The sequence below is a fragment of the Bacillus sp. NMCN1 genome, from assembly GCF_002998085.1.
Taxonomy (GTDB): domain Bacteria; phylum Bacillota; class Bacilli; order Bacillales; family Bacillaceae; genus Bacillus.
This window is the reverse complement of sequence record NZ_PVQL01000003.1, coordinates 313,428-338,514: the sequence shown is the minus strand read 5'-3', so window position 1 is coordinate 338,514 and position 25,087 is coordinate 313,428. Positions and strand designations below refer to the sequence as shown.

25 protein-coding genes and 1 riboswitch are annotated in these 25,087 nt (G+C 41.9%); of the genes, 6 read left to right on the top strand and 19 right to left on the bottom strand.

Annotation, left to right across the window (positions count from 1 at the left end; all coding sequences use genetic code 11):
* Positions 1–252: 252 nt before the first annotated feature.
* The 3 genes from alr to acpS all read right to left on the bottom strand — a co-directional run bounded on the left by alr (position 253) and on the right by acpS (position 3,113).
* Positions 253–1,434: an alanine racemase gene (gene alr, locus C6W21_RS16200; protein ID WP_106056747.1), complete on the bottom strand. Its 1,182-nt coding sequence runs from the start codon at positions 1,432–1,434 to the stop codon at positions 253–255.
* 136 nt (positions 1,435–1,570) lie between these two features.
* Complete coding sequence (locus tag C6W21_RS16195; RefSeq protein WP_095286222.1) at positions 1,571–2,587, bottom strand: LolA family protein; 1,017 nt, start codon at positions 2,585–2,587, stop codon at positions 1,571–1,573.
* A 160-nt stretch (positions 2,588–2,747) separates the two neighbouring features.
* Positions 2,748–3,113: a holo-ACP synthase gene (gene acpS / locus C6W21_RS16190; protein ID WP_106056745.1), complete on the bottom strand. Its 366-nt coding sequence runs from the start codon at positions 3,111–3,113 to the stop codon at positions 2,748–2,750.
* Between the two features lie 94 nt (positions 3,114–3,207).
* Between acpS and C6W21_RS16185 the strand changes: the two genes are divergently transcribed.
* A complete protein-coding gene (locus C6W21_RS16185; protein WP_106056743.1) occupies positions 3,208–3,813 on the top strand; it encodes a rhomboid family intramembrane serine protease in 606 nt (201 codons plus the stop codon).
* 56 nt (positions 3,814–3,869) lie between these two features.
* On the opposite strand, the gene C6W21_RS16180 is transcribed toward C6W21_RS16185, so the two are convergent.
* The 7 genes from C6W21_RS16180 to C6W21_RS16150 form a co-directional block, all read right to left on the bottom strand.
* Positions 3,870–5,366, bottom strand: coding sequence for a PH domain-containing protein (locus C6W21_RS16180; protein WP_106056741.1), 1,497 nt, complete (start codon positions 5,364–5,366; stop codon positions 3,870–3,872).
* A complete protein-coding gene (locus C6W21_RS16175) occupies positions 5,356–5,835 on the bottom strand; it encodes a PH domain-containing protein (protein WP_106056739.1) in 480 nt (159 codons plus the stop codon). Before C6W21_RS16175 ends, C6W21_RS16180 begins: the two co-directional genes overlap by 11 nt.
* Positions 5,836–5,947: 112 nt before the next feature.
* On the bottom strand, positions 5,948–7,438 hold the full coding sequence (cshA, locus tag C6W21_RS16170; protein ID WP_142392858.1) for a degradosome RNA helicase CshA: 1,491 nt from the start codon (positions 7,436–7,438) through the stop codon (positions 5,948–5,950).
* 162 nt (positions 7,439–7,600) lie between these two features.
* Positions 7,601–7,939 carry an avidin-fold protein gene (locus C6W21_RS16165; RefSeq protein ID WP_106051336.1) on the bottom strand — a complete coding sequence of 113 codons (339 nt, stop codon included), beginning with the start codon at positions 7,937–7,939 and terminating at the stop codon, positions 7,601–7,603.
* A 127-nt stretch (positions 7,940–8,066) separates the two neighbouring features.
* Positions 8,067–8,759, bottom strand: a complete 693-nt coding sequence (locus C6W21_RS16160; RefSeq protein WP_106056735.1) for an alpha/beta hydrolase — start codon at positions 8,757–8,759, stop codon at positions 8,067–8,069.
* A gap of 27 nt (positions 8,760–8,786) precedes the next feature.
* Positions 8,787–10,151, bottom strand: a complete 1,365-nt coding sequence (locus C6W21_RS16155; protein WP_106056733.1) for a UDP-N-acetylmuramoyl-tripeptide--D-alanyl-D-alanine ligase — start codon at positions 10,149–10,151, stop codon at positions 8,787–8,789.
* A gap of 81 nt (positions 10,152–10,232) precedes the next feature.
* Positions 10,233–11,315: a D-alanine--D-alanine ligase gene (locus C6W21_RS16150; RefSeq protein WP_106056731.1), complete on the bottom strand. Its 1,083-nt coding sequence runs from the start codon at positions 11,313–11,315 to the stop codon at positions 10,233–10,235.
* Positions 11,316–11,499: 184 nt separating this feature from the next.
* Here C6W21_RS16150 and C6W21_RS16145 point away from each other — a divergent pair, with 184 nt between their 5' ends.
* Positions 11,500–11,820 carry a thioredoxin family protein gene (locus tag C6W21_RS16145; protein ID WP_034663973.1) on the top strand — a complete coding sequence of 107 codons (321 nt, stop codon included), beginning with the start codon at positions 11,500–11,502 and terminating at the stop codon, positions 11,818–11,820.
* 352 nt (positions 11,821–12,172) lie between these two features.
* Positions 12,173–12,322 (top strand): Fur-regulated basic protein FbpB, encoded by a 150-nt coding sequence (gene fbpB / locus C6W21_RS16140; protein WP_003214266.1) that lies wholly within the window; start codon positions 12,173–12,175, stop codon positions 12,320–12,322.
* A 92-nt stretch (positions 12,323–12,414) separates the two neighbouring features.
* Here fbpB and C6W21_RS16135 read toward each other — a convergent pair whose 3' ends face one another.
* The 8 genes from C6W21_RS16135 to C6W21_RS16100 all read right to left on the bottom strand — a co-directional run bounded on the left by C6W21_RS16135 (position 12,415) and on the right by C6W21_RS16100 (position 21,107).
* Positions 12,415–12,750, bottom strand: coding sequence for a hypothetical protein (locus tag C6W21_RS16135; RefSeq protein WP_106051329.1), 336 nt, complete (start codon positions 12,748–12,750; stop codon positions 12,415–12,417).
* Between the two features lie 117 nt (positions 12,751–12,867).
* Positions 12,868–13,635 (bottom strand): ABC transporter permease, encoded by a 768-nt coding sequence (locus tag C6W21_RS16130; RefSeq protein WP_106051327.1) that lies wholly within the window; start codon positions 13,633–13,635, stop codon positions 12,868–12,870.
* A complete protein-coding gene (locus C6W21_RS16125; RefSeq protein ID WP_106051325.1) occupies positions 13,613–14,539 on the bottom strand; it encodes an ABC transporter ATP-binding protein in 927 nt (308 codons plus the stop codon). The genes C6W21_RS16130 and C6W21_RS16125 overlap by 23 nt, the downstream gene beginning before the upstream one ends.
* Before the next feature lie 126 nt (positions 14,540–14,665).
* On the bottom strand, positions 14,666–15,907 hold the full coding sequence (locus C6W21_RS16120; protein WP_189318213.1) for a dicarboxylate/amino acid:cation symporter: 1,242 nt from the start codon (positions 15,905–15,907) through the stop codon (positions 14,666–14,668).
* A gap of 77 nt (positions 15,908–15,984) precedes the next feature.
* A riboswitch (cyclic di-AMP (ydaO/yuaA leader) is annotated at positions 15,985–16,118 on the bottom strand.
* A 64-nt stretch (positions 16,119–16,182) separates the two neighbouring features.
* A complete protein-coding gene (locus C6W21_RS16115) occupies positions 16,183–17,205 on the bottom strand; it encodes an AI-2E family transporter (RefSeq protein WP_106051321.1) in 1,023 nt (340 codons plus the stop codon).
* A gap of 209 nt (positions 17,206–17,414) precedes the next feature.
* Complete coding sequence (gene dctP / locus C6W21_RS16110) at positions 17,415–18,683, bottom strand: C4-dicarboxylate transporter DctP (protein ID WP_034666695.1); 1,269 nt, start codon at positions 18,681–18,683, stop codon at positions 17,415–17,417.
* Between the two features lie 124 nt (positions 18,684–18,807).
* Positions 18,808–19,491 (bottom strand): response regulator, encoded by a 684-nt coding sequence (locus C6W21_RS16105; RefSeq protein WP_106051319.1) that lies wholly within the window; start codon positions 19,489–19,491, stop codon positions 18,808–18,810.
* A complete protein-coding gene (locus tag C6W21_RS16100) occupies positions 19,488–21,107 on the bottom strand; it encodes an ATP-binding protein (protein WP_106051317.1) in 1,620 nt (539 codons plus the stop codon). The genes C6W21_RS16105 and C6W21_RS16100 overlap by 4 nt, the downstream gene beginning before the upstream one ends.
* Positions 21,108–21,175: 68 nt before the next feature.
* Between C6W21_RS16100 and C6W21_RS16095 the strand changes: the two genes are divergently transcribed.
* Entirely contained in the window at positions 21,176–22,273 is a 1,098-nt protein-coding gene (locus C6W21_RS16095; protein WP_106051315.1) for a TRAP transporter substrate-binding protein, read from the top strand.
* Between the two features lie 25 nt (positions 22,274–22,298).
* On the opposite strand, the gene C6W21_RS16090 is transcribed toward C6W21_RS16095, so the two are convergent.
* Positions 22,299–23,129: an EcsC family protein gene (locus C6W21_RS16090; protein WP_106056729.1), complete on the bottom strand. Its 831-nt coding sequence runs from the start codon at positions 23,127–23,129 to the stop codon at positions 22,299–22,301.
* Between the two features lie 157 nt (positions 23,130–23,286).
* On the opposite strand from C6W21_RS16090, the gene C6W21_RS16085 reads away from it, so the two are divergent.
* Together C6W21_RS16085 and C6W21_RS16080 are read left to right on the top strand one after the other, a co-directional pair.
* Complete coding sequence (locus tag C6W21_RS16085) at positions 23,287–23,547, top strand: GlsB/YeaQ/YmgE family stress response membrane protein (RefSeq protein ID WP_003214275.1); 261 nt, start codon at positions 23,287–23,289, stop codon at positions 23,545–23,547.
* Positions 23,548–23,767: 220 nt separating this feature from the next.
* Positions 23,768–25,045: an Nramp family divalent metal transporter gene (locus tag C6W21_RS16080; RefSeq protein WP_106051311.1), complete on the top strand. Its 1,278-nt coding sequence runs from the start codon at positions 23,768–23,770 to the stop codon at positions 25,043–25,045.
* Positions 25,046–25,087 lie beyond the last annotated feature (42 nt).

Below are 25,087 nucleotides of genomic sequence, written 5' to 3'. Positions count from 1 at the left end.
CCATTCCAAGACTAATCATACCATTATTCAATGCACAAGCAAAGCTGTTTTTTCATGATTTCTTATTAGAACATGAAGCGGCTCGCCACCCGTAAATCAAGATGATAATGGAGTTCCTCTTTCCCATTATACGCTTTTTTCCGAAAATCATACGGTATTTCCAAAATCTCTAAAAAAGGGAGAATGTTTACCCTACTTTTGTCGAATAAAAAAGAACGAAGTCAGTTTGACCATCGTTCTTTTGAACACTGTTTATAAAAAGCTTGGCCCGCTTTGAAGCAGCGGATTCCGTACATGCACTCTTTTGCCGTCCTCCATATATACTCTTGGGATGCGGTGGCCAATCGAGCAAGTGACTTCATAGTTAATGGTTTCAAGCCTTTTTGCGATTTCATCGACTGATACCATGTCTTCCCCTTGCTTACCAATTAAAACGACCGGCTCCCCTACTGGAAGATTGTCTTTCAGTTCAATCATGAATTGATCCATGCAAACCCTTCCTGCGATCTTCCGGCGCTTTCCGCCAACGAGCACTTCCGTTCCTGCCAGCTTCCTGATCCACCCATCTGCATAGCCGACTGGAACCGTGCCGATCCACGTATCTTGATTGGCTGTATACGTCGCCCCGTAGCTGACACTCTCACCCTTTTGAATGTGCTTCACATGGGCAAGCTTTGTATGAAGAGACATGGCTTCTTCCAGCTTGAAAGGCAATTCATCCTTGATTTCTTCTGACGGTGACAGCCCGTACATACTGATGCCGAAGCGAACCATATTAAACAAAACGTCTTTAAACCTTTGACCTGCTGCACTGTTGGCGCAATGAACGAGCAGCTTGTCCGTATGAAGCGGCTCGAGCAATGTTTGAAAGGTATCGACCTGCCGATCAAAGTAGGCCTCATCCTTTTCATCTGCTGTCGCAAAGTGAGTAAATACGCCTTCCAGCTGTAAATAAGAGTGTTCACTGACAAGCTTTTTCACTTCGTTCACTTGCTCTATCGTTTTCACACCTAATCGGTTCATTCCGCTGTCTATTTTCAAATGAAAACGTATAGGTTGTCCCATCTGCCCTTTCATCATTGTGGTGACTTCTCTCAGCCAATCGATGGAGTAAGCGGTCATGATGACATTGTATCGAACGGCGGCTTTGACATATTCCGGCGGTACGGCGCCGAGTACAAGAATCGGTGCTTTGATGCCTTTATTTCTTAAAGAAACGGCCTCATCTAAAAAGGCTACGGCTAATAAGTCTGCTCCTGCTTTGAGGGCAGCTCTTGCCACTTCTATATCTCCATGTCCATATGCATTGGCTTTCACCACAGCCATCAGTTGAACACTTTGACCAATATGATCTTTCATATGTGAAACATTATGCTTAATTGCTGTTAAATTAATTTCTGTCCATGTGTCTCTATAAAAGGCATTTGTGTCCATCCGTCACACTTCCCTATTGAATGATTCAATACCTTTATTATGATACTAAAAATCAAGAATAATGTGAAACAAATCAAAGAAAATCAGCCCTTGCATAGGGCTGATGTTTCATTTCCAAGGCTCTCGCCTGAGATATTTATTTAGCTGACTGGCCTTCTACACTCTTTGCAACCATCAAGAGCTCTTCCTTCGATAGATCACTTGAAGAAATCAAGTAGTCCACTCCGTCAGATGTCCATGAAAGGGATTGATCTGTGAGAACCCCAACTGTCATGCCAAGGTCGACTGGCTCGCCGTTCATCGTCACAGGCGTAGATGCTTCAGCTACTCTCGCTTTTTCCTGAATGAGTGTGAAGGATTTCTTACCGCCATACGTCATCACATAACGTTTCCCAGCATCTGTCATCATTTCTTTCTCTTCCATCTTTTTCACGCCCTCTGGCATATCAACTGGCGTTTTCACCGCAAAGCTGTCAGATGAGTCTGCACTTGTGGCTACATCCATTTGAGAGAGTGTCATGTTTTTCTTCTCATCAAATGCATCTTTGTCAAAGGATTTATTGAATTCAAAGTGAGAGAATTCCACTTTCACCATTGGCTTTTTGTCGCTATCCAGTACTTTCACACTGGCAGGCGCCATTGTTTTTTTATGAAAGGTAATCTCTTGGGTAGGCAGCATTTGGTTGTGCTGATAATTGGTTTTGGTTTCGAACACATACTTTGATTCTTTCGCTTTGAACTGAGCTGCACTGTCATTTTTAATGTCCTTCACGAGTGACTCAAATAAGTAGACCTGACTGCTATTATTTGGCCAATCACTGTGGAAACGGAAGCTCTTGTTCAATGAAGGTGTCAGCACAAACACACCATTGCCATTTCTTAAAATGACTTGACTCTGATCCTTTTTCGGATTTTCTAAATAGACACGGTAAAGTTCCGGCTTCTTGTACCAAATTTCTACTCGATACTCCTGCGGGTCATTTCCTGTCTCAATGGTCATTTTTGCTTTGGCTTTGTATGATGTCATTTCCTCTGCCTTTTTGTTTAAATCTCCAACGATATCCTGCTGAGATTTTTGACCGCATGCGGAGAGAATCAGTACAAAAAGGATTCCCGTTACAAGCAAAACAAAGCTTTTTCTCACCCTTTTCAACCCCTTCGTTAATTGTGTTAAAAGGAAGAAACCGCTTGTTTGACTTTAACAGTACGCCTCAAGAGTTAACTGCGTACCGCGAACCATCAAAGCCTGTTAGCAACTCGCCCTTCCTTATCGCACTACCCAATATATGAAGGGGGGACAAACAATATGCAGACTAGCTTGACAACCTTTCAATTAAAACTTGTGCAGCAGCATATTCTTTCGTGTGAGTGATGGACACATGAACCTGGTCGCCCATCGTTTTCTTGCTTTTGATGAAAGGTTTTCCATGTTCGTCTTTCTGAATTTCCAAGTCATGAAAGCTTAAATGCCGGCCGATTCCCGTTCCGTAAGCTTTAGCGAAAGCTTCCTTTGCTGCAAACCGTCCCGCCAAAAATTCCAGCTGCCTCTTTTCACTGAGTTCGTTAAAGATGTCTTGTTCACTTAACGTTAAAATTCGTTCTGGTAAACGAGGCTGTCTGTTAAGCACTCGCGCGAGCCGGTTGATTTCTACAATATCAATGCCTATTCCTTTGATCATGAGGTACCTCCTATGATACTCGTACTAATTTGGATGTTCTCTTCATAAACGTGTTACTATAAACTTACCATTATCTAGTCAAAAGGGGTTTGTTATGTTTATTCGAACGGAGAGCTTTCAACAATTTATTAGATCGTATCCAATCGTAACAACGATCCTTGCTTTGCAAATTGGTCTGTGGCTTCTATTTGCGATTCCTATCCCTCTTATACAGCTTGGTCACGACCATCTCATCGGTTTCAATTATGGTGTAGCTGCCGGAGAATGGTGGCGGCTCGTCACACCTATTTTCCTTCACGGAAGTCTGACCCATATTTTGTTCAATTCTATGTCTTTGTTCTTATTCGCTCCAGCGCTGGAGTATTTGCTTGGGAAGGTTCGATTTCTGATCATCTATCTTGGTGCAGGGTTCATTGGCAATCTCGGAACCTATTGGGTGGAGCCTTTGGAATATGTACATGTCGGCGCTTCTGGTGCGATCTTCGGTTTGTTTGGCGTTTATTTATACCTTGTTCTATTTAAACCGCACATGATGGACCGCGGCAATTCGCAGGTGATCATAACGATTCTTGCAGTCTCTGTCATCATGACGTTCGTCAACTCAAACATCAATATTATGGCTCACTTATTTGGATTGATCGGCGGCATGCTCCTAGCACCGATTACGCTATTTTTCCATTCAAAAAAAAGACGCTATTAACCTCATAAAAAATGTCGATCACTCCTATGAACGGGAAGCGGATCGACATTTTTTGTTTAAGAAGGTTTATTTTTTTCATACGAATACCAATCCATTACACGTGCAGCATCTTCTTCCTCAAGGTGATGCACACCAAAGGAATCAAGCAGTGCAGAGGATTTCACAAAGGTGTGAATACTCGCCACTCGTCCTTTCTTTTGGAAGAAAGATTGCGTCATCGTATAGTTTTGCATTCGTTTTCTCAAGACAATGCCAGTAGTTTTGCCAATGCCTCTTGATGTCAGCTGAATCAATGGATCTTTGATCGTATAGCCTGATTGTTTATAAGCTAAATAGCCAAAAACCAAAGCAATAGGAAGCGGAATGAGTGCCAAATACCCCCATGGCGGAAAACGTACAGATAGGATCACACCGACAAGTAATGGCACAAAGCCGAAAGAGATCAGGTAGCGCTTGAGTGAACGCTTTGGCACCTTTTTCAGTTCAGCTTCTGGCGCCAAGTGATAATGACCTGTGAATTGAGACAGAAGTTCGTTGATTTTCTTCTTCCGAATCAGTGGAAATAAGACGGAAGAGGTTTCTTTTTCTGTAATAGAACCTCCTGCGCTCACAAGCATCACAGTCGCAAAGCCAAAGGGCTCACGGAGAATATTTTCTTTGATTTTCACTGCTTGAATTCTCGCAAGTGGAATGGTCATTTGATGTCTCTCGATGAGCCCTCTTGTGATGATGATGTCTTTCCCTTTTCGTTTCGCGGTAAAATTCGCATATTGAAGGGCTGTTACCCCAACACTAAGAATCCAAGCAATCAATACGGCAATAAATATGAGAATCGCATAAATCTCAACACTCGCATGACTTAAAAAAGAGAACCGCTTGAAGAATCCGTCCAAAGGGAGAATTTCATCTATTTGTGTGTAAATGGCGAGACACCCAGAAATAATGACTCCGATCCCGCTTGAAGTGGTCGCCGCCAAAAGCAGCTCTTGTACACCCATCCGGTAGGAAACATTCATTTCTTCTACAGGTTGTGGCGCTGTCAGAGGATCATGAGGCACTTCTCCATTTTCATCCACCATTTCTTCTTGCTGCAAGCTTTTCTTCCGGTTGAAAATCGATTGCTTTAATTGTTCCGCTTCTGCTTTTGTAATCGCCGTCAGGCTCACTTCCGGACCGTCTGTTCCGCCTGCTGTTTCGATTTGGACCCGCACCAAACCGAAGATCCGCTGGAAGATACCTTCACTTGTATTCACCGTTTGAATTCGTTCTAATGAAATATATTTTTTCTTTTTTGTGATGACGCCCGATTCCACGCGAAATTCATCATCTTCCATCCGATAGGTGAATCGCCTCCATGCTAAAACGGTTGAAACAGCTTTCCATAAAAGAAGCACACCGAGAATGATAAATGCATAAAAACGAATGCTCGAATTCGAGTTCACAAAAATAAGCACGAAAAAAGGGATAATGAAGTTTTTGATCATGGATACGGCATCTGATATAAAATCAATGAACATCGAGATTGGATGTACACGTTTTGGTTCAGACATCATCTTCCGTCACCCTTGCTAAACGAGATATGTAATCACGAAGCTCATCTGCTTCTTCTAATTCTAGCGCCGGTATATCATGAACTGTGGCAGCAGTCGATATTTGAACAGATGCCAAACGGTAACGCCTTAAAAGCGGCCCTTGCGATGTATCGACATGCTGGACTCGCACCATCGGTACAATCACACGTGTGACACGAATGAGTCCATGCTGAATTTCAATTTCATTTTCGAATACTTCGTAGCGCCAGATGCGATGACGGATTTTCGGTATAAGCCAAATGCCAAAAATGACCTGTAAGACCCATAAACCTGCGAGGATGGCGCCAATCCAATATGGCCATTGAAAATAATAACTAGCAATAAATACCCCAATGATGATGAGTAAGAAAATCAATGAGATAATTCCATTTTGAAGACGCCATACCTTTAAACCATTTAAACTAATTTGACGTTGCGGCTGTTTTCTCACATTCTTCCCCCATTCTCTTACTTTTCTATCAATATATTACGAAACAAAGCCTAAAAAGTTTCAACAAACCTGTTAAAAAAAGCGAACCCTGCAAAGGATTCGCTCTTGTATGTTAGTTGTTATAAGATTTCTTTTGACGACGATCGTTAGAAGAACGATTGCGGTCATTTGATGAACGCTTTTTATCACCGTACGATGAACGGCTTTTCCCGCGATAGCCGCCTCCTCCGCCGCCGTCTCTACGTTTAGAAGAGCTGCGGTTGTTGCGATTGCGTTTTGAAATCATTGGTGCTTCATCTGTCAAACGAACAGGCGTTGCATCTGGCTCTTTTGTCATCATTTTGATGGCAGCCGCAACCACTGTGACAGAATCATTATCTTCTAGCAATTCAGCAGCAGCTGTCATGTAGAAGTTTAAGTTGTTTTCACTGATGATTGTGCGCAGACGATCAATGGTTACTTGCTGTTGACCTTCAATTGCTTCATCTAGAGTTGGTTCTTTCATACGTTCCATTTTACGTTTAGTCGTTTGCTCAATCGCACGAAGCATATCTTTTTCACGCGGTGTGATAAATGTCACCGCCATACCTGTACGTCCAGCACGTCCTGTACGTCCAATACGGTGTACGTAGCTCTCTGGATCTTGTGGCACGTCAAAGTTATACACGTGTGTTACGCCTGAGATATCAAGTCCACGTGCTGCAACGTCTGTTGCTACAAGCACATCGATTGAACCTTCTTTGAATTTACGAAGCGCAACCATACGTTTCGCTTGTGTCAGGTCACCATGAATTCCTTCAGCTGTATAACCTCTAAGGTTAAGTGCTTCTGTCAATTCGTCAACACGGCGCTTCGTACGGCCGAAGACAATTGAAAGCTCAGGTGATTGAATGTCAAGAAGACGAGTCAATGTATCAAACTTCTTACGTTCGTGAATATCCAAGTAGAACTGTTGGATGTTAGATACTGTCATTTCTTTTGCTTTTACTTTTACATGCTCTGGGTTTGTCATGAAACGTTCTGCAATGCGCTTAATTGGTGCAGGCATTGTAGCAGAGAATAAAAGTGTTTGGTGTTCACTTGGTACATTTGAAAGGATCGATTCAATGTCTTCAATGAAACCCATGTTTAGCATTTCATCTGCTTCATCAAGCACAACTGTTTCAACATTTTGAAGACGCATTGTACGACGGTTAATGTGATCGAGTAAACGTCCTGGAGTCCCTACGATGATATGAGGATTCTTCTTGAGCGAACGGATTTGGCGGCTGATATCTTGTCCACCGTAAATCGGAAGAACGCGTGCACGCTTGTCTTGACCGATTTTGTATAGCTCTTCAGATACTTGAATTGCTAATTCTCTTGTTGGCGCAATAATAATCGCTTGGATATTAGGAGACGCTGGGTCGATTTTTTCTACAAGAGGAATACCAAATGCTGCTGTTTTTCCTGTTCCTGTTTGTGCTTGTCCGATGACATCTTTATTCTGAAGACCGAGAGGAATTGTTTCCGATTGAATCGGTGTTGCTTCTTCAAATCCCATGCGGTTAATAGCTTTCATGAGACTTTCGCTTAATTGAAAATCTTGAAACGTTATAGTCAAATTATTCAAACTCCTTCTAATTGCTGTTTCAGTAATCTCGTGAATGATCATTAAAAACTGCCCTTTTCTGAAAGGACAGGTCTATATACAAAGCCCGAATTACCCTACCTTATATCTTACCATTACACTATTTGTTTTTCAACAAGACAGAAATGGATATATCTACTGTTCCACAATGACAGATTCACCATCACTTTGATCTCCATCCATCCATTTCCACTTTTCGAACAGTTGAATTTTTCCGTTATCCAACTGCTTAGGTGTAGAATTGCAAGACCCGCTTCTCATGCTGCCGTCTTTGCTGACATGGTGGTATCTAAAACGAAGTGTTCCATCCTCATTCACAGTTCCTACAAGTACACCAGATACAATACTGCCGCCTTGATATGTGCCCGTTAATATATTCCCGTCCTGACGATATTGAAATATGGTTCCTGCCGATACTTCTCCGTTACTCGAATTAGACTGCGGGATAAAGGTTTTTCCGTCATATTGAAACAACCGAATCAACCACCTTTTCTTTCCTATTGTACCATAGGCTTGTCACTCATTCGACAAAAATGATGCAATTTTTAACAAGTGGGATTCAATTTATATTAGTTTAGCCACATTTTCGCTTTTCTATAGATTAAATTGTTTTTTTTAGAAATTGCTCTACTTTTTCAAACAATTGCTGTGCACATGGTTCATGACAAACATGGTGTTTACAATCAGGTAAATAAAACATTTCTTTCTGACGAGACGGGATTTTATGATCAATAAATTCTGCACTTGAAGCGGGCACAATCCCATCGCTTTCCCCTTGAACAATTAACACAGGGAGGTGAAGCTTCCCAAGGGAGCTCTTCGTTTGCTTCACCAGCTTCATAAATTCTACAGCGGCTGACAGTGGTGTGCTCGTTAGCTTATGACGGTATCTATCATACAAAGGATTCGTATCAATCAGCCCAGACAATGATTCCTTCACCATCTGCCTTGTGTCTTGAATCATTTGTTTTGGATTCACATATTTAGCCGCAGCACTTAAAAGGACAAGACGAGTAACCGGATACTTCGCTGCAAGATAAGAAGCAATCATTCCTCCCATGGAAAAGCCGATCAAAAAAATGGTGTCGCATGTTCGGTAAAGAGATAGAAGTTCTAATTCAGCTGTCGCAATCCATTCTTGATAGAAAATGCCTTTGAGCTGAAGTTCATCTCCATGCCCCGGAAGCGTGACAGACTGCACGTTCCAATCTGTCTTCTGCTTTAAATATTGCGCCAGCGGTTCCACTTCATAGGGGGCGCCAGTGAATCCATGTATACATAGACAGCCAATCATTCTGTCACCTTCTTTGCCGCTCACTCTTTATAGTGCAGTAATGACTTCTTCTAATCTCATGCCGCGTGAGGCTTTGACTAGAACAACATCGTCAGGGCCTGCTGCGTCAGCAAGTTTTTTCTTCAGTTCCTCTTTGTCCATAAATGAGGACACACGCGCATCACCGAATGATTTCTTTGCTCCTTCAGCGATGAATGCACCTAGGCGGCCATACGTCATCACATGATCAATAAATTCAGGCTTGATGTAGCGGCCTAGTTCATAATGATACGTTTCTTCTTCGCTGCCCATCTCGAGCATGTCCCCAAGGACAAGAATGCGATTTGCGAAGCCGTCCATATCTCCGACAAGGTCAATTGCAGCTTTCATGGAAGTAGGACTTGCATTATACGCATCATTGATAACAGTGATTCCTTTTTCTGTTTTAAACAGCTCAAGACGCATCCCTGTCAACTTTGTTTGCATGAGTCCTTGGGCGATTTGTCTTTCATTCAGTCCAAAGTGCTGGCCTATGGCAATTGCAACAAGGGCATTTTTTACATTATGTTTCCCTAATACAGGAATGAGAAACCCCTGGGCATATCCTTCGACTTGAAATTCAGTTCCTTCTGCAAGCTGGTTGATATGCGTTACCTTGATATCACAGTCCTCTGCTTCTCCAAAAGTTTTCACACGCTGCGAAAGTGCAGTCGCTCTCTCTCGCAGCAAGGGCTCATCTCCTAAGTAATAAAAGATTCCATCCTCTTTTAATCCTTTTGTAATTTCACATTTTGCATCAGCAATGGCTTCTCTTGATCCCAAATCTTGCATATGAGATTCTCCAATATTAGTAATAACTGCTACATCAGGCTCAGCGAGTTTTGACAAAAACTCGATCTCTCCTTTTGCACTCATCCCCATCTCTAAGACAGCAACATCTGTTCCTTCCGGCATCGCAAGAATGGTAAGTGGTAGACCGATATGATTATTAAAGTTACCGTCTGTTTTATGAACTTGATAAGCCGTTTGTAAGACGGAATGAATCATGTCTTTCGTTGTGGTTTTCCCATTACTTCCTGTAATACCGACAACACGAGGATTTTCTTCTTTCAAGTATGATTTTGCCAGCTGTTGAAGTGCTGCCAGTGTATCCTCTACAAGAATGACTGGTACGTCTTCCGGTGGATTGGCTTCTTTTTGATTCCAAAGAACAGCTGCCGCTCCAAGCTCCACTGCTTTAGAAGCAAATGTGTGACCATTAAAATGTTCTCCAATTAGGGGGATAAACAATGCACCTTTTGATACTTTTCGTGTATCTGTTGTCACTCCGTGAATTTGCTCTTCGCCAAAAGCTTGATTAGATAGAGTCCCACCAGCCATTTGGGCGATTTGTTTCACTGTACGTTTGATCATGATTTTTTCGCCTCTCTTTCTCATTTCACGTTTGAAGGAAAAGAGACACTACCTAAGGATAGTGTCTGCTTGTTGCTCACATTAAAAAGTCGTTTTAATGGTTTGTTTTTCTTGATGGCGTTCAATTGCAAGTGACACTAGCTTTTCAATCAGCTCTGGATACTCTACACCAGTATGTTTCCAAAGCAGCGGGAACATACTGAATGGTGTGAATCCAGGCATTGTATTCACTTCATTGATCAACACTTCGCCTTTTTCTGTGATGAAGAAGTCTGCACGTGCAAGACCAGATCCATCGAGGGCTTTAAATGCCATAATCGCCATATCGTGAATCGTCTTATATTCATCCTCTGACACATTCGCAGGAATGATCAAATCTGTATCGCCATCTTCATATTTTGCTTTGTAGTCATAAAAATCTGTTTTAGGTGCAATTTCACCAACGACAGAGCATTTCGGCTCGTCATTTCCTAATACACCAATTTCGATTTCTCTTCCAACGATGCCTTCTTCTACAACCACACGACGATCATATTGGAAAGCCAAGTCGAATGCGGTTTGCAGCTCTTCTTTGCTGCGGCATTTGCTTATTCCAACACTTGACCCCATGTTGGCAGGTTTTACAAAGCATGGATAGCCAAGTACTTGTTCCACCTGTTCTAAGCTGTCCGGTGTGGCCTTTTCATAGTCTTTTTTATTGAAGGAAAGGTGCTTTGCTTGTGCAAGTCCTGCTTGAGCAAAAACATCTTTCATCATGACTTTATCCATACCCGCGGCAGAAGCAAGAACGCCGTTGCCGACATACGGGATATTTAACAGTTCAAGTAATCCTTGCATCGTTCCATCTTCACCATTTGGCCCGTGCAGCAATGGGAAGACAACATCAATCTTCTCATCAGCAGATGAAGGCTGTGGAAACATGCTCTCGTTTAAAGAAGTTGGTAAAAACGTCTTTGTGTTCTGTTCAAATTGAAGCATTTTGACGTTTGATACTGGTTCAGTGAGTTTTTCTCCTCTTAGCCATTCGCCCTCTTCTGTAATATAAATTGGATGTATATCGAACTTCTCAGTGTTAAGTGCTTTTGTAACTGCAAGGGCTGTTTGCAGTGATACATTATGTTCGGCTGACTTTCCGCCGTAAATCAATCCTAAACTTATTTTCAATGGATACTCCCCCCACTAAAATTCATCTTTACTATCTTATCACTTTCAAGCAAAAATGCTCTAATTAATTTTTGTTGTTACGGAATTGAAATGATTTGTAAAGGTTGTAAGCGCCTCCCGAGCATTTGTATGTCATTCGCCTTTATTTTATATTAAAATGACATTGAAAAGGAGTTGTGACAAATTGAAAAAAATCACAAGTACTGAACAATTCAATGAAATCATTCAATCTGACAAAGAAGTCATCGTTAAATTCTTTGCAACATGGTGTCCTGACTGTACAAGAATGGACATGTTCATACCTGACATTTTAGAGGCGTATGCTCACCATGAATGGTTTGAAATAAACAAAGATGATTTCCCTGAATTAGCCGAAACGTATCAGGTCATGGGAATTCCAAGCCTGTTAATTTTCAAAAATGGCGAAAAAACAGGTCATTTACACAGCGCAAACGCAAAATCACCTGAAGAAGTGACAGAGTTTCTTCAAGGGCATGTTTCTTAATTAGTGAAACGAAGGACATCAGCAAACGCTTGCTGGTGTCTTTTTTTTCTTCTCACATCTCTTACATCAAATCTCTCCATTAAGACGAGTTGCGCAGCCAAAACGTTTCAATGAACGAAAGAATGTTTTATATAGATGTTTCACTTACGACAAGTAATGACAGGAATTATTTCCTGGGAAAGAATGAGCGTCGATTCGGCTTGGAATATGTCGGTTACGTGAATTTTCTGAATTGAATCTTTACTTCTGACATTTCGCTTTGTATAATAGAGTTACTAATTGATAATGATTATCAATTTCATCTGTGTGGAATCCTATAGACGTCTATTCTTATAAAGGAGCGATCAATCACATGTCTAAAAAGAAAATCAAAACATATCAGCAATTGATTGAAGAAAACAAGAAGGCCATCATGCGCGATCCTAAAATGATGGAAAGTATATACGAAACCATCGACAAAAAGCATCAGAAGCAGCTTGCAGCTGCTGGACGTGAATCATAAACATAAGAAGAGCAGTCACAGCTGGCTGCTCTTTTTTGAACAGAAATAAAAAAGCCGATAAAATCTATGCTGTGATTTTATCGGCTTTTGTTTTAATGTGATTTCGCTACACGGTCCTGCTTCATTCCTAAATAAATGAGCATATATGTGAGATAACCCATTGTCATTGTTAAACCACCGAAGAAGAACTGAGAAAAGACAGGCTCCTCAAATGTTGTGACGGCAGCAAGAATGATCCAGCTCGCATATAAATAAACCATGAACCATTTCATGTTTTTTTTAAGTGTATACAGAAAGAAAAGACCCGCTAACGAAAAGATTCCCAGCGCTAGTCTGAAATAAACAAGATGATCAAACTGGAAGGCAAAAGACACAAACGAAAACGACAGCAGCAACAAAATTGGTAAAGCCGTAATGAAATTTTTCACGATAGTGCCACCTCCAAGACTCCCTCTTATTATAAGACAAAATCAGCCGGTTACCGTGAAATACAGACTCGTTTTCACAAATATGTCACGAATTTTTCTTGTTATTTGACACAATTTTTACACATTTACATCACGCTTCCAAAAAAGAATCCAAGCCGTGCCAACAAAGAAGACAAAATGCGCCCCCACCATAAATAGAGAAAACAAAGGGCTCATGCCATGGAAGGGCGGCGGACCTTGAAAGCTGTACTGAGTAAAGTCCGTATTAGCAAAAAGCAGGATTTTCCCCCATTGATTTTCTAAAAGAGACATAATAGGCACAAGTGATTTCGCTGCATATAAAACAAAAAACGAGGTCACAAGCGCAACGAGGCTGTTCCTAAACAAGCTGGAACACATAAAAGCGAAGCTTGCCATCATGATTACTTCCACCCACTGAGATCCGATAACAGCATACGTATGCTGAAATAATCGTCCCGTACTTTCATCAAATTCAGTACCAAAGAAAATAAGGCCAAATAGGAAAGCTAATACATAATAAAAAATAAACAAGTATATGACCGTCAGCACAAGTGTGATGTATTTTGACAGGAAAATTTGAAGCCTTGTTTTGGGCCGGATCAATAAAAACTTGATCGTCCTTTTTTGAAACTCTGTTGAGATCAAGGTTGCACCAATGACAACAGCGAGCACCTGTAAAATAAACACGACGTTCGTGGAATAAGCAAAATAGTTGGCGACAGTGTCTTGTCCACCAAAGCTGGAAATGACTCGTTTCAACGCTAGTGCCATCGTCAATTGAAAAACAACGATCAATCCAAGTGCAATGAATGTGATCTTTTTCCTCATAATTTTCTTATGCTCATTCTTGATGAGTTGAAGCATCTGCCGTCCCTCCTTCCGTCCATTTCATAAATGCCTCTTCAATTGATGGCTTTTGAGGCGTCATTTCAAGTACATCAAACCCAGCCAGTACAAGCTGTTTGTTCAGCTCAGGCACTTGTTCTTTGTTCAATTGAAGTAATACATGCGCTCCGCTTCGTTCATATGTATAGGCATGTGTATCGAGCCACGAAACCGCCTTTTCCACTGGCTGAATATTCATGAGTATCTGTTCTTTCCCCTCCATGTCCCGGAGCGCGGCACTGGCTTTGATCTGTCCTTTTTGAATGATGATCATGCGGTCACATAGCTCTTCTACCTCATGCAATAAATGTGTGGCAAATAAGACGGACGTTCCTTCTTCTCGTACTAGTGTTTGCAAGTGCTCCCTGAATTCCTTCATACCTGCAGGATCAAGTCCATTTGTCGGTTCGTCTAAAATCAGCAGGTTCGGCTGATGTAATATGGCTTGTGCAATCCCAAGCCTTTGTTTCATCCCCAGTGAATACGTCTTCACCTTCTGATGAATGGCGTGCTCCAGACGAACTCTTTTCACCACTTCCTGCATTCGTTCCTCAGTCACTCCATCGTGCATCGCCGCATACAGTTCAAGGTTTTCAAAGCCTGTTAAATAAGAATAAAATTCGGGATTTTCTATAATTGCACCAACAGATGCCATCGCGTGTAGAAAATCCTCATCTTGTGAATATCCATTGATTATGATTCGGCCATTGTTTTTTTTCATCAAGCCAACGATCAAACGAATCAAGGTTGTTTTTCCAGACCCATTTGGCCCTAGTAAGCCGACGATTTCTCCCTTCCCTATTTCTATAGATATATCTTGTAAGATCATTTTCCGGCCCATTCGTTTATCGACTTTCTCTACTTTTAGAACAGCAGACTCCAACGTGGTTCCTCCTTCTGATGTAAAGCCTATGGCGGCAAATAAGACCGCTCATTCTGTTAAAAGTATATCACGCAAGACAAGGGGCCCATGAAAAAAAGGACTGATCGAGTCAGCCCTTCTTTTACATTACATGGATAGGTTCGGTGATGCTGCGTCTTTCTCGTGTTTTTTCTCAGTTTCTGTCACAATCACCGCACATGCTGCGTCACCTGTAATATTGACAACGGTTCTTGCCATATCTAATAAGCGGTCTATGCCAAGGATGAGCGCAATGCCTTCAACTGGAAGCCCAACCGAATTCAAGACCATTGCGAGCATGATCAATCCTACTCCCGGTACGCCGGCTGTCCCGATACTGGCTAATACGGCGGTTAATATAACTGTGATCATTTGCATCAGCGTTAACTCCACACCAAACACCTGTGCAATAAAAATGGTTGCAACCCCTTGCATAATTGCTGTCCCATCCATATTGATCGTAGCGCCTAACGGCTGCACGAAACTAGAAATCGGCTCAGGTACTTTCAGTTTCTTTTGAGCGGTTTCCATTGATACAGGGAGAACCGCACTACTGCTAGACGTACTAAAGGCTACGACCATCGCAGGCGAAAAGTCTTTAAAGAATGTAAATGGATTTCGTTTTGCAAATAAAGCCAAAGTTGAGCCATATGTGAGAAAGAAATGCACCAATAGTGCTACTAATACCACTGTAAAATAAAGTCCCATGGCTTTAATAGCATCAAGACCTTGACTCCCAATAGCCGTCACAATTAAGCCAAATGTCCCGTAAGGAGCAAATTTCATGACCACTCCTACAAGGTACATCATGAGTTCATTGCCTTGTTCTAATATTTTGAGTAATCCTTCTGTTTTTTTGCCTAGCACTGCAATTCCTAGTCCTAAGAATACACAGAAAACAATGATTTGCAGCATATTTCCTTCAACTAAAGATTGAACTGGATTTGATGGAATGATGTTTAATAAAGTGTCTGTCGTAGATGGTGCTTCTTGAGGTTCGTATTCTGCCCCTTTTGTATCGAATGAACCAAAGGAACCCGGTTTAATTAATAATGCTAAAGACATCGCAATGATAATAGCGAATGTTGTGGTCAGTAGAAAATACAAGATGCTTTTTGCTCCAATACGGCCTAGTTTTTTTGGATCTCCGAGGCCTGCCACACCAAGTGTAATAGAAAAGAAGACGATTGGCACAACCAGCATTTTGATTAGATTTAAGAAGATTTGACCTAGAGGTGTGAATAGATAAGGATCTAACACTTTGAATACATTTGGAGCGAAAATGTTAAGCAAAAGTCCCGTGATTGCACCTACAATAAGGGCAATAATAATTTTTGTAGCCAGCTTCAATAAAATCTCCCCTTCCTCGTCAAAAAGACCCACGAGAGAGTTTTCTCGTGGGTCTGCGTGTCCTTACATATACCACCGTTTACTCTCTTCACGCCGATGAGGTTAGCTGACGGGTTAGGACGAAGAGATGTCCTTTTTTCTCAACAGAGAAAAATTCACCCCAAAATAGTGGGTCCCCCATTCCTTTAGAAGGATTAAGCGTGTGGTTATTATGATATTTTCATACTATTTATACCTTATTTTTAGAAAATTGTAAACAGGTTCAAATGAACTTTTTAACTACTTTCCTCCTTGTTGGTGACCTCCAAAATATCTAGGATAAACACAAAGATTGGTATACCAATAATGAGCCCCCAAATCCCGATGTAGTGTTCAGAGAAGATCAGCACAATAAATGTGAAGAAAATAGGGAGTTCTGTTTTTGCTGACATGAGCTTCGGATTTAAGAAGTAGGCTTCAATGGCATGGATGATGACGATCACAAGCACGATATAAAGGACATACATGCCGCCTCCAAGCGTATACGCAATGATGCTGAGTGGAATAAGTGAGATGACCACACCCGCTACTGGGATTAAACCTAGCAAAAAGACCATCACCGCTAATCCAAATAATTGCGGGAATCCCATAATGCCTAGCGCAATTGTTGTTAAGACACAGTTAACGGTTGCAATAATAAACTGGGCTTCGAGTACCTTTCCAAACGTTCTGGAAAATTTACGTCCAAAGAAGGCTATTTCATGATAGAACACAGAGATTTTACTCGTTTTGAACTTGTTCATGAATTGAATGAGGCGTTCCTTTTCGAACAGGAAGAACATGCTTAATATTAAGGACATAATGACCTGGATACTGAACGTGCTGAAATCTGTTAAGTATGTATAGAGGAAATTAAACCCTTTCTCAAAGTAAGCTGATATTTTAAAATCTCCGAATACGTTGGTGATGACATCAAAGAAGGGTAAATTTTGTGGATGATCTGCAATTTTCTTTCCTAAAAGAAATAGCTGCTCCACCTGTTTGGCGATGATTGGTACAAAAACGAATCCGCCAAACGTCAATCCACCAGCCAAAAGAATATACAAAATGGTAATAACCGATTTCTGTCCTATTTTCAGGAAGTGACTTAAAAAGCCTCTAATGACCTCTTCTAACCGATTCATCAAAAAGGTGAATATGAAGGTTAAGAGAATTAAATTCATCATTCCTCTTAATAGATATAAGGCTGTCGCTAATACTACAAATACAGAAAACCGCTTAACACCGGGTTTTTCGAACAATTTTAAAAATGCCGCCATTACGTTACACACCTGCCAGGACTAAAGTCTATTTTTATCGGATCTGATATACATTATATCGGATCTTTCTGTAAATTATATAATAAAAGGTCAATGAGGTCTTACGATTCGGTTTAATTTTATCAAGCTTTAATGTTTTTTCTTTTTCACACAAGAAAAAACCGAACCCTATGTAGAACATAAGGTTTCGGTTTTTGGTTGTTTTTATACTATACAGCTTGCTTCATATTCCGCATTTCCTGAAGCGCTGTTTTGCTCTTCGCTTCGTCAAATTCACCTTCACTTTTCGCGACAACAATTGTGGCGATTCCATTTCCAATGAGATTTGTGATGGCTCTTCCTTCACTCATGAATCGATCTACCCCAAGCAGCAGTGCAAGCCCCTCTAGCGGAATGACCTGTAGTGCAGCAAGTGTAGAAGCCAGTACGATAAATCCGCTTCCTGTCACCCCTGCCGCTCCCTTTGATGTGAGCATCAGGACAAGGATGATGGTGATCTGCTGACCGATGGACAGGTCTACACCAAACACTTGCGCCAAGAAGACCACGGCCATCGATAAATAGATCGAGGTTCCATCTAAGTTGAAGGAATACCCTGTTGGGATGACAAGACCAACAACAGACTTAGAGCACCCGTAGCGTTCCATTTTATCCATCATTCTTGGCAGCACGGATTCTGATGAGCTTGTGCCAAGAACAATTAAAATTTCATCCTTGATAAATCGCAGGTAACCGAACAGGCTGAAGCCATACATTTTACAAATGATGTTCAGCACAACGAAGATGAACAGGAACATGGTCATATAAACGGAGAGCATCAGACTTGCGAGCGGTTTAATCGATGCCAAACCAAAGTGTCCAATTGTATAGGCCATTGCCCCAAATGCACCGAGCGGCGCAGCACGCATAATATACCCAATGATTTTAAAGAAAACAAGTGACAGCTTATCAAGCCACTCAATGATTCCTTTCCCCTTCTCGCCAAGTGCAGCAAGCGCAACACCGAATAAAATAGAGAAGAATAAGACCTGTAAAATATCACCCTTTGCAAAAGCATCTACCATATTAGATGGTACGATGTGTGTGACAAATTCCATCCAGTCGATACCCTGTCCCCCATTTTGGGTATACTGTGAAACATCCCCTTTTTCAAGCTTGCTATAGTCCAGACCTGCACCTGGCTTCATAATATTTACCACAAAAAGACCGATGACCAAAGCAAGCGTCGTGACGACTTCAAAATAAATAAATGCTTTTCCCCCAACTTTTCCAACCTTTTTCATATCCCCCATCTTGGCAATACCAAGAACAATGGTTAAGAAAATGATTGGTGCGATGACCATTTTAACGGCATTGATAAAGGTGTCACCAAGCGGCTTCATTTCTTTTCCGACGTTTGGCCAAACCATCCCAACAATGATCCCGATAATGACAGCTGCAATCACCTGAAATGTCAGGTTCTTCAAAAGCCTCTTCATAAAAAATCAACTCCCTCACCCTTTGATGTAAACGCTTAACTTTTATCTGTAGCTAAATGATAGCGATTTCATCAAAGGCTGTGAAGCTTATGAACATATCGTACATTTTGGTCTTTTTGGTCTCTTAGTCAGAATGTACGATATATTTATTGACAGGCCGGCCAACCCCTCCATATTGCATATCTAATTTCAGCTCGCCTTCTTTCACTAAGAAGTCTAAATACCGGCGGGCCGTGACACGGGCAATGCCCAGTGCATTGGCAACTTCCTCTGCAGACTGCGAACCTTCCTGCAAGCCCATATAGGCTTTAATTTCATTCATCGTATGCACATTCAGTCCCTTAGGGAGCCAAGTATCCTCCTGCTTAACAGCAGGCTTTCGTATGATATCATCTAGCATCTCCTGAGAAAATTCTGCTGCTGTACGAATTTTAGATTTAAACGCTTTATAGCTTTCAAGTGATTCTTTCATACGTTCGAACTTAAACGGCTTGATGATATAATCTCGTGCGCCATTTTGAAGCATGATGCCAATGGTCTCTTTGTCCTTTGCCGCAGAAATAACGATCACATCCACCTGTATCTTTTGCTTCCTAATGTCTTGAAGCGTCTTCACGCCATCTTTTTTTGGCATATATACATCGAGGACAACAAGGTCTGGACGAATTTCTTTAATGAGCTGGATGCCCTGCTCCCCATTACCTGCGACTGCTGCAACTTGAAAGCCAGGAACACTCTTAATGAACTCTTTATTCACTTCTTGCACCATCGGGTCATCTTCAATTAATAGCACCTTAATCTGAGTCATCTGTCTCTCTCCTCTATTGTCATTGGGAATTCGATTGAGAAGGTGGTACCAATGCCGATGCTTGATGTGACTTCTACATTTCCCATCCCTTTGTCGATAATCGTTTTTACAATATACAGACCATAGCCTGTTCCGCCTTCTTTGCCGTGTGTGAAGCCTTTATCGAAAATATAAGGAATCATTTCCTCTTCAATCCCGGAGCCATTGTCTTCAATTAACATCGCGAGGACATCCTCGGTTTGATCAATACTGATAGAAATGTGTTTTGTGTCTCTTTCTACAGTATCATACGAAGCAAAGGCGTTTTCGATCAGATTGCCAAGCAGCTTCGTCATATCATGCTGATCTAGATGCTCAGGGAAATCACGCAGACAGCTATGTTCGTCTACTTCGACCTTTATGCCTAGCTCCTTGCCCCTTCTGATTTTGCTCATCAATAATCCCGCAACGGCATCATGCTGAATGACGCGGTGAAGAAAGTCCATCACATGTTCCTGCTCTTCCGTCGTTTGAAAGGCTAGATCGAGCGCCTGATCGGGTTTACCAAGCTGAATCAGCCCGGCAATCGTATGAAGTTTGTTCATATGTTCATGATTTTGCACCCGCAGACCGTCAACAAAGTTCTTGACTCCGGTTAGCTCCTCCGCCAATTTTGCCGCTTCTGTCCGGTCCTGAAAAATGGCGACCGCTCCGATAATTTTCTTTTTCATGACAATCGGAATCCGGCTGCTCATAATTCGCTTTCCGCTCATATGAATTTCTTCATTGTAGACGGGTTCTGCGCGATCAATGATCTCAGGGAGTCTTGTGTCAGACAGCACATCCCAAATATTCCTGCCTACGACATCCCCTGTCACACCAAAAATTTGCTTCGCCTTTTCATTAAAAATGGTGATCATGTGCTGATTATCAATGGCGATGACCCCTTCATTAATAGAGTGAAAGGTTGCGGTACGCTCCTCTAGCATTCTGACAATCTCATGCGGTTCCAGCTTAAACATTTGCTGTTTAATATGACGGGCGAGCAAAAATGAGCCTACAAGCCCAAAGCTGAGCGTCAGCAGAAGGATCATGAGGATATCTCGCTTCATTTCTCCTAATATATCGATCATACTTGGCAACGTTCTCCCTACAAGGACAACCCCTGTTTGATGAAATTGATCATCCTTCACTGGATAAAAGGCTCTGATGGCTGTCCCAAGCTCTCCCTCTGCTTCTGAGAAATAAATATGCTCTGCAAAAGCAGGTTCTTCATCTGTCCCCTCCGAGCGCTGGCCAATCCTTGTTTTTACTGGATGCGTTATTCTCACATGATCCATATCCATGACGACAATGTAGTCGGCGTCTTGAATAATCCGAATCTCTTCGATGGCATGCTGTAATCGGTCACGTTCCTTTGTTTGATCAGCTAACGCCTGCTTCACCTCATTCATTTCAGCCACTGTTCTCGCCGTGTTCATGAGCCTTTTTCGAAGCTCTCGTTCCTCTGTTTGCTGGATTCCCCCAACAAGGACAATTCCTCCGATTAAAAGGGCGAAAATGACAACGAAATATGTAAGGATGGTGAGCTTCCATCTAATAGATAATTGTTGTAATTTCAATCGATTTCTCATCATTTTTTTCACCTGTATCTTTACGAATTCTTCCTCGGTCAAGTATGCTTGACATAAGGGGGATCGGACGCATGAAGAATTTACTCGCCTATACACTATTGCTCTTGATCGGTTTTGTAACCGCTTTATACTTTGGTTTTTATCATATGATGCCAAAATCAGCGACGACCTTTGATGATGAACAGACAGGGCTGAAGGATCAGCTTGTGTTCAAATTTAGCCATGTCGTGGCAGATAATACACCAAAAGGACTTGCCGCAAAGAAATTTGCTGAACTCGTGCACGAAAAATCCGATGGGAAGATCAGCATTCAAATTTTCTCCAACGGAAGTCTTTATTCTGATATAGAAGAAATTAATGCACTCAAAGAGAATCAAGTTCAATTTATCGCCCCGTCTACCTCGAAGCTTGGCATGCTGTCCCCTGAATGGCTGGCGCTTGACCTTCCCTTCGCTTTTTCTAATTATGATGCGGTTCAAGAAGGCTTGCACGGTGCAATTGGACAAAGATTGTTTGGCACCCTGCAAAAAGACGGGCTAAAGGGAATGGCCTATTGGACAAATGGATTTAAGCAAATCACCTCTAATAAAGGTCCAATCAAACAGCCTGGTGATTTAAAAAACCAATCTCTCCGCATTATGCAAAGCGACATGATTGAAAAACAATTCAAACTTCTTGGCGCAAAGCCCTATCAGGAATCGTTTAATTCGACATTCCAGCTATTAGAAACAAAAAAAGTAGATGGTGAAGAAAATACCATTTCAAATATTTATTCAAAAAAATTCTATCATATACAAGACTATATGACGATCAGTAATCACGGGTATTTGGGCTATGTGGTCTTAACAGATCAATCCTTCTTTGATCGCCAGACACCTGAAACGAAACGAATTTTACTTGAAGCCATGGAAGAAACAACAGCTTGGAATGAAAAACATGCAGAACAGATGAACAAAGATCAGCTGGAGGACATTAAACGGGAATCGCCGATTGCCATTCACGAATTGACGCCAGCAGAAAGACAAAAATGGGTGAAAGCCCTCGATCCTTTGTATGAGGAAGCCGAAAAAACCATTGGTTCCACCCTAATCAAACAGATTCGTGAGCTGCGTGCGCGTTATGAACAATCTCCGATCCATGCTTTACAAGAAGAGGATAAGACCAAATAAAAAAATCCCTGAGAAAGGGATTTTTTTATGCACCAGATTCACTCTGTTCTTGCTGCGTGAGCTCTTCTAATCTTGTGACAATTCTTCGCTTTCGGTATTGCATCATGCCTGTTTCGGCAATACCTTTTAGTTGTGAGCGGTTGGAAACTGCTCCAAATAAAATCCCTGCTACGGGAACAAGCTGAAACAGTTTCTTCCAGCCAAATGAATCTCGGTAATTATATACTACCTCACGCCATCCTTGGATTTGCGAGAACATGTTTTCGTGTTTCCCTTCGGAAGCATGATAGCTCCTGAGTTCTTTTAATATCGATTTCTTTCCAACCACATCAGCAGAGGTCAGCTGTAAGCATTTTATGATGAAGACTCGCTCTTCCCTGTTTTTAGGATCATAGCCATAGGTGACGGCAATATCCTGTAATGTTTTAAGGGAGAGACCCAGTACCGCAGGAATATCTGCAGCCAGTGTAAACATACCGCCGACACCCGTTGTCGCCCCTTGTACCGTGGCAAGATTCGTCCTATTTTTCCCCATATGTTCACTAATGGCATCCATGATTTCAATAGGAGCTTTTTCTATATCTTCTATACGCTGAATGGAATCATCGGCACATTTCTTTTGAAATTGATGGATGATGCCTTTTTCTGATGTCAAATAGGCACCGCCTGATTGAATATAATGTCCCATTTCATCTAGCAGCACACCGATTTTTTTCTGGATAAAGGCAGGCGTCAGCTTGTCCAGCATTTGAAATGGCAGGCGGCTGAGTTTTTCCCAAAACCATACCTTTTGCTGATCTTTCTCCCACTGTTCAATCTGCTCTAATTGTGTTTTTAGCCACTCTCTTTCCTCCATGCCGTTTGCCTCCTTAGATGCCGCTCAAGTATTTGTTTGTTATTATACACAATCCTTGTCCATCATACGTATAGAACATTGAAGCGGTTTCGAAAGGTTTGAAACTTTTTCAAAACGGTTATTGCTTAATACACAAACAAAAAGAGGAGTGATCAACATGTTAGGATTTCTGATTTCATTAGTGGTGGCGATTGTCATCGGCCTTATTGGCAGTGCACTCGCTGGAGGTAGTGTACCAGGAGGATGGATCGGTTCAATGATTGCCGGACTTGCAGGTGCTTGGATTGGCCATGGATTACTTGGAACGTGGGGTCCTAGTCTGGCAGGCTTTGCGATCATTCCAGCAATCCTAGGAGCAGCGATCTTTGTCATTATCTTAAGCCTGATCTTCCGTAGTGTGGGATCAAGGGTATCTTAAAAAAACAAATACAGAGGAAGCAGTAGGGCACCGTCTAAAAGGCGGTGTTTTTTATGTGTTGGATTGACAAGGTATCTATTTTTTTCACTTACATATGATAAACAAACCTATTAGTTCAGGTAGTTGACTTTTCATGAAGATGGGCATATGATGATTAAAAATTGCGTCAAGGAAACTTTTTGTGCCCAAGCAAAACTTTGTAGAATCTAGGTGATGACATATGACAAACAAATACATCGAGGCACAGGCACACATGTCAGCGGCAGCTGAGCGTGCACTTGAAGGAAAGGTCAAAGGATTTAGAAGGCTCCTTCCTTTTCTCGGCCCTGCTTTTATCGCAGCCATTGCATATATTGATCCAGGAAATTTCGCCACCAACATTGCGGCTGGCTCCAAATATGGATATCTCCTTTTATGGGTCATTCTCATATCAAATCTCATGGCTTTGCTCATCCAGTCCTTATCCGCAAAGCTTGGAATTGCGACAGGTAAAAACTTACCTGAAGTCGCACGTGAAGAGTTTCCAAAGCCCGTTTCGATCGGTTTATGGATTCAGGGAGAGCTCGTCATTATTGCCACGGATTTAGCCGAGTTTATCGGGGCGGCACTTGGTTTATACTTGCTCTTTCGAATTCCGCTGCTTGAAGCATCTATTATCGCCGCTATCGGTTCATTTGCGATATTAGAGCTGCAAAGACGAGGATATCGAGCATTAGAAGCAGGTATTACAGGCATGCTGTTCGTTGTCGTGATCGCTTTCGCTGTGCAAACCTTTGTCGCTAAGCCAGATATCGCAAGTGTCGCTGGCGGACTTTTCATTCCAAAGTTTGATGGCGCAGACAGCGTGCTGCTTGCAGCTGGAATTCTAGGTGCCACTGTGATGCCTCACGCAATCTACTTACATTCAGCTTTAACCCAAAGAAGAGTCGTCGGCAGAACGGAAAAGGAGAAAAAGCAGATTTTCCGCTTTGAGTTTTTAGATATCCTCATTGCAATGATCGTCGCCGGGGCCATCAATGCCAGCATGTTGATTGTGGCAGCCGCTTTATTTTATAAAAATGGTCTCTTTGTTGAAGATTTGGATGTTGCGTTTCAGCATTTTGGTACACTCGCAGGGCCTGTATCAGCCATCTTATTTGGTGTAGGGCTGCTTGTAGCCGGACTATCCAGCTCTTCTGTCGGTACATTGTCAGGCGATATCATTATGCAGGGCTTTATTCAATACCGGATCCCGCTGTATGTCCGCCGGCTGATTACCATCATTCCCCCAATTGCGATTATTGCATCTGGAGTGAACCCGACCTCCGCGCTTGTGATGAGCCAGGTCGTCTTATCCTTTGGTATTGCCTTTGCTTTAATTCCGCTCATTTTATTTACAAGTAAAAAACGAATTATGGGCGAATTAACGAATGCCCGCTGGGTGACAGGAATATCTTGGGTGATAGCAGCTCTTGTTGTAGCACTTAATCTCTTCTTAATTGTAGATACGTTTATGTAAAAGACAGTGTTGAGCTGTCTTTTTCTTTCCATTTGGTTATGG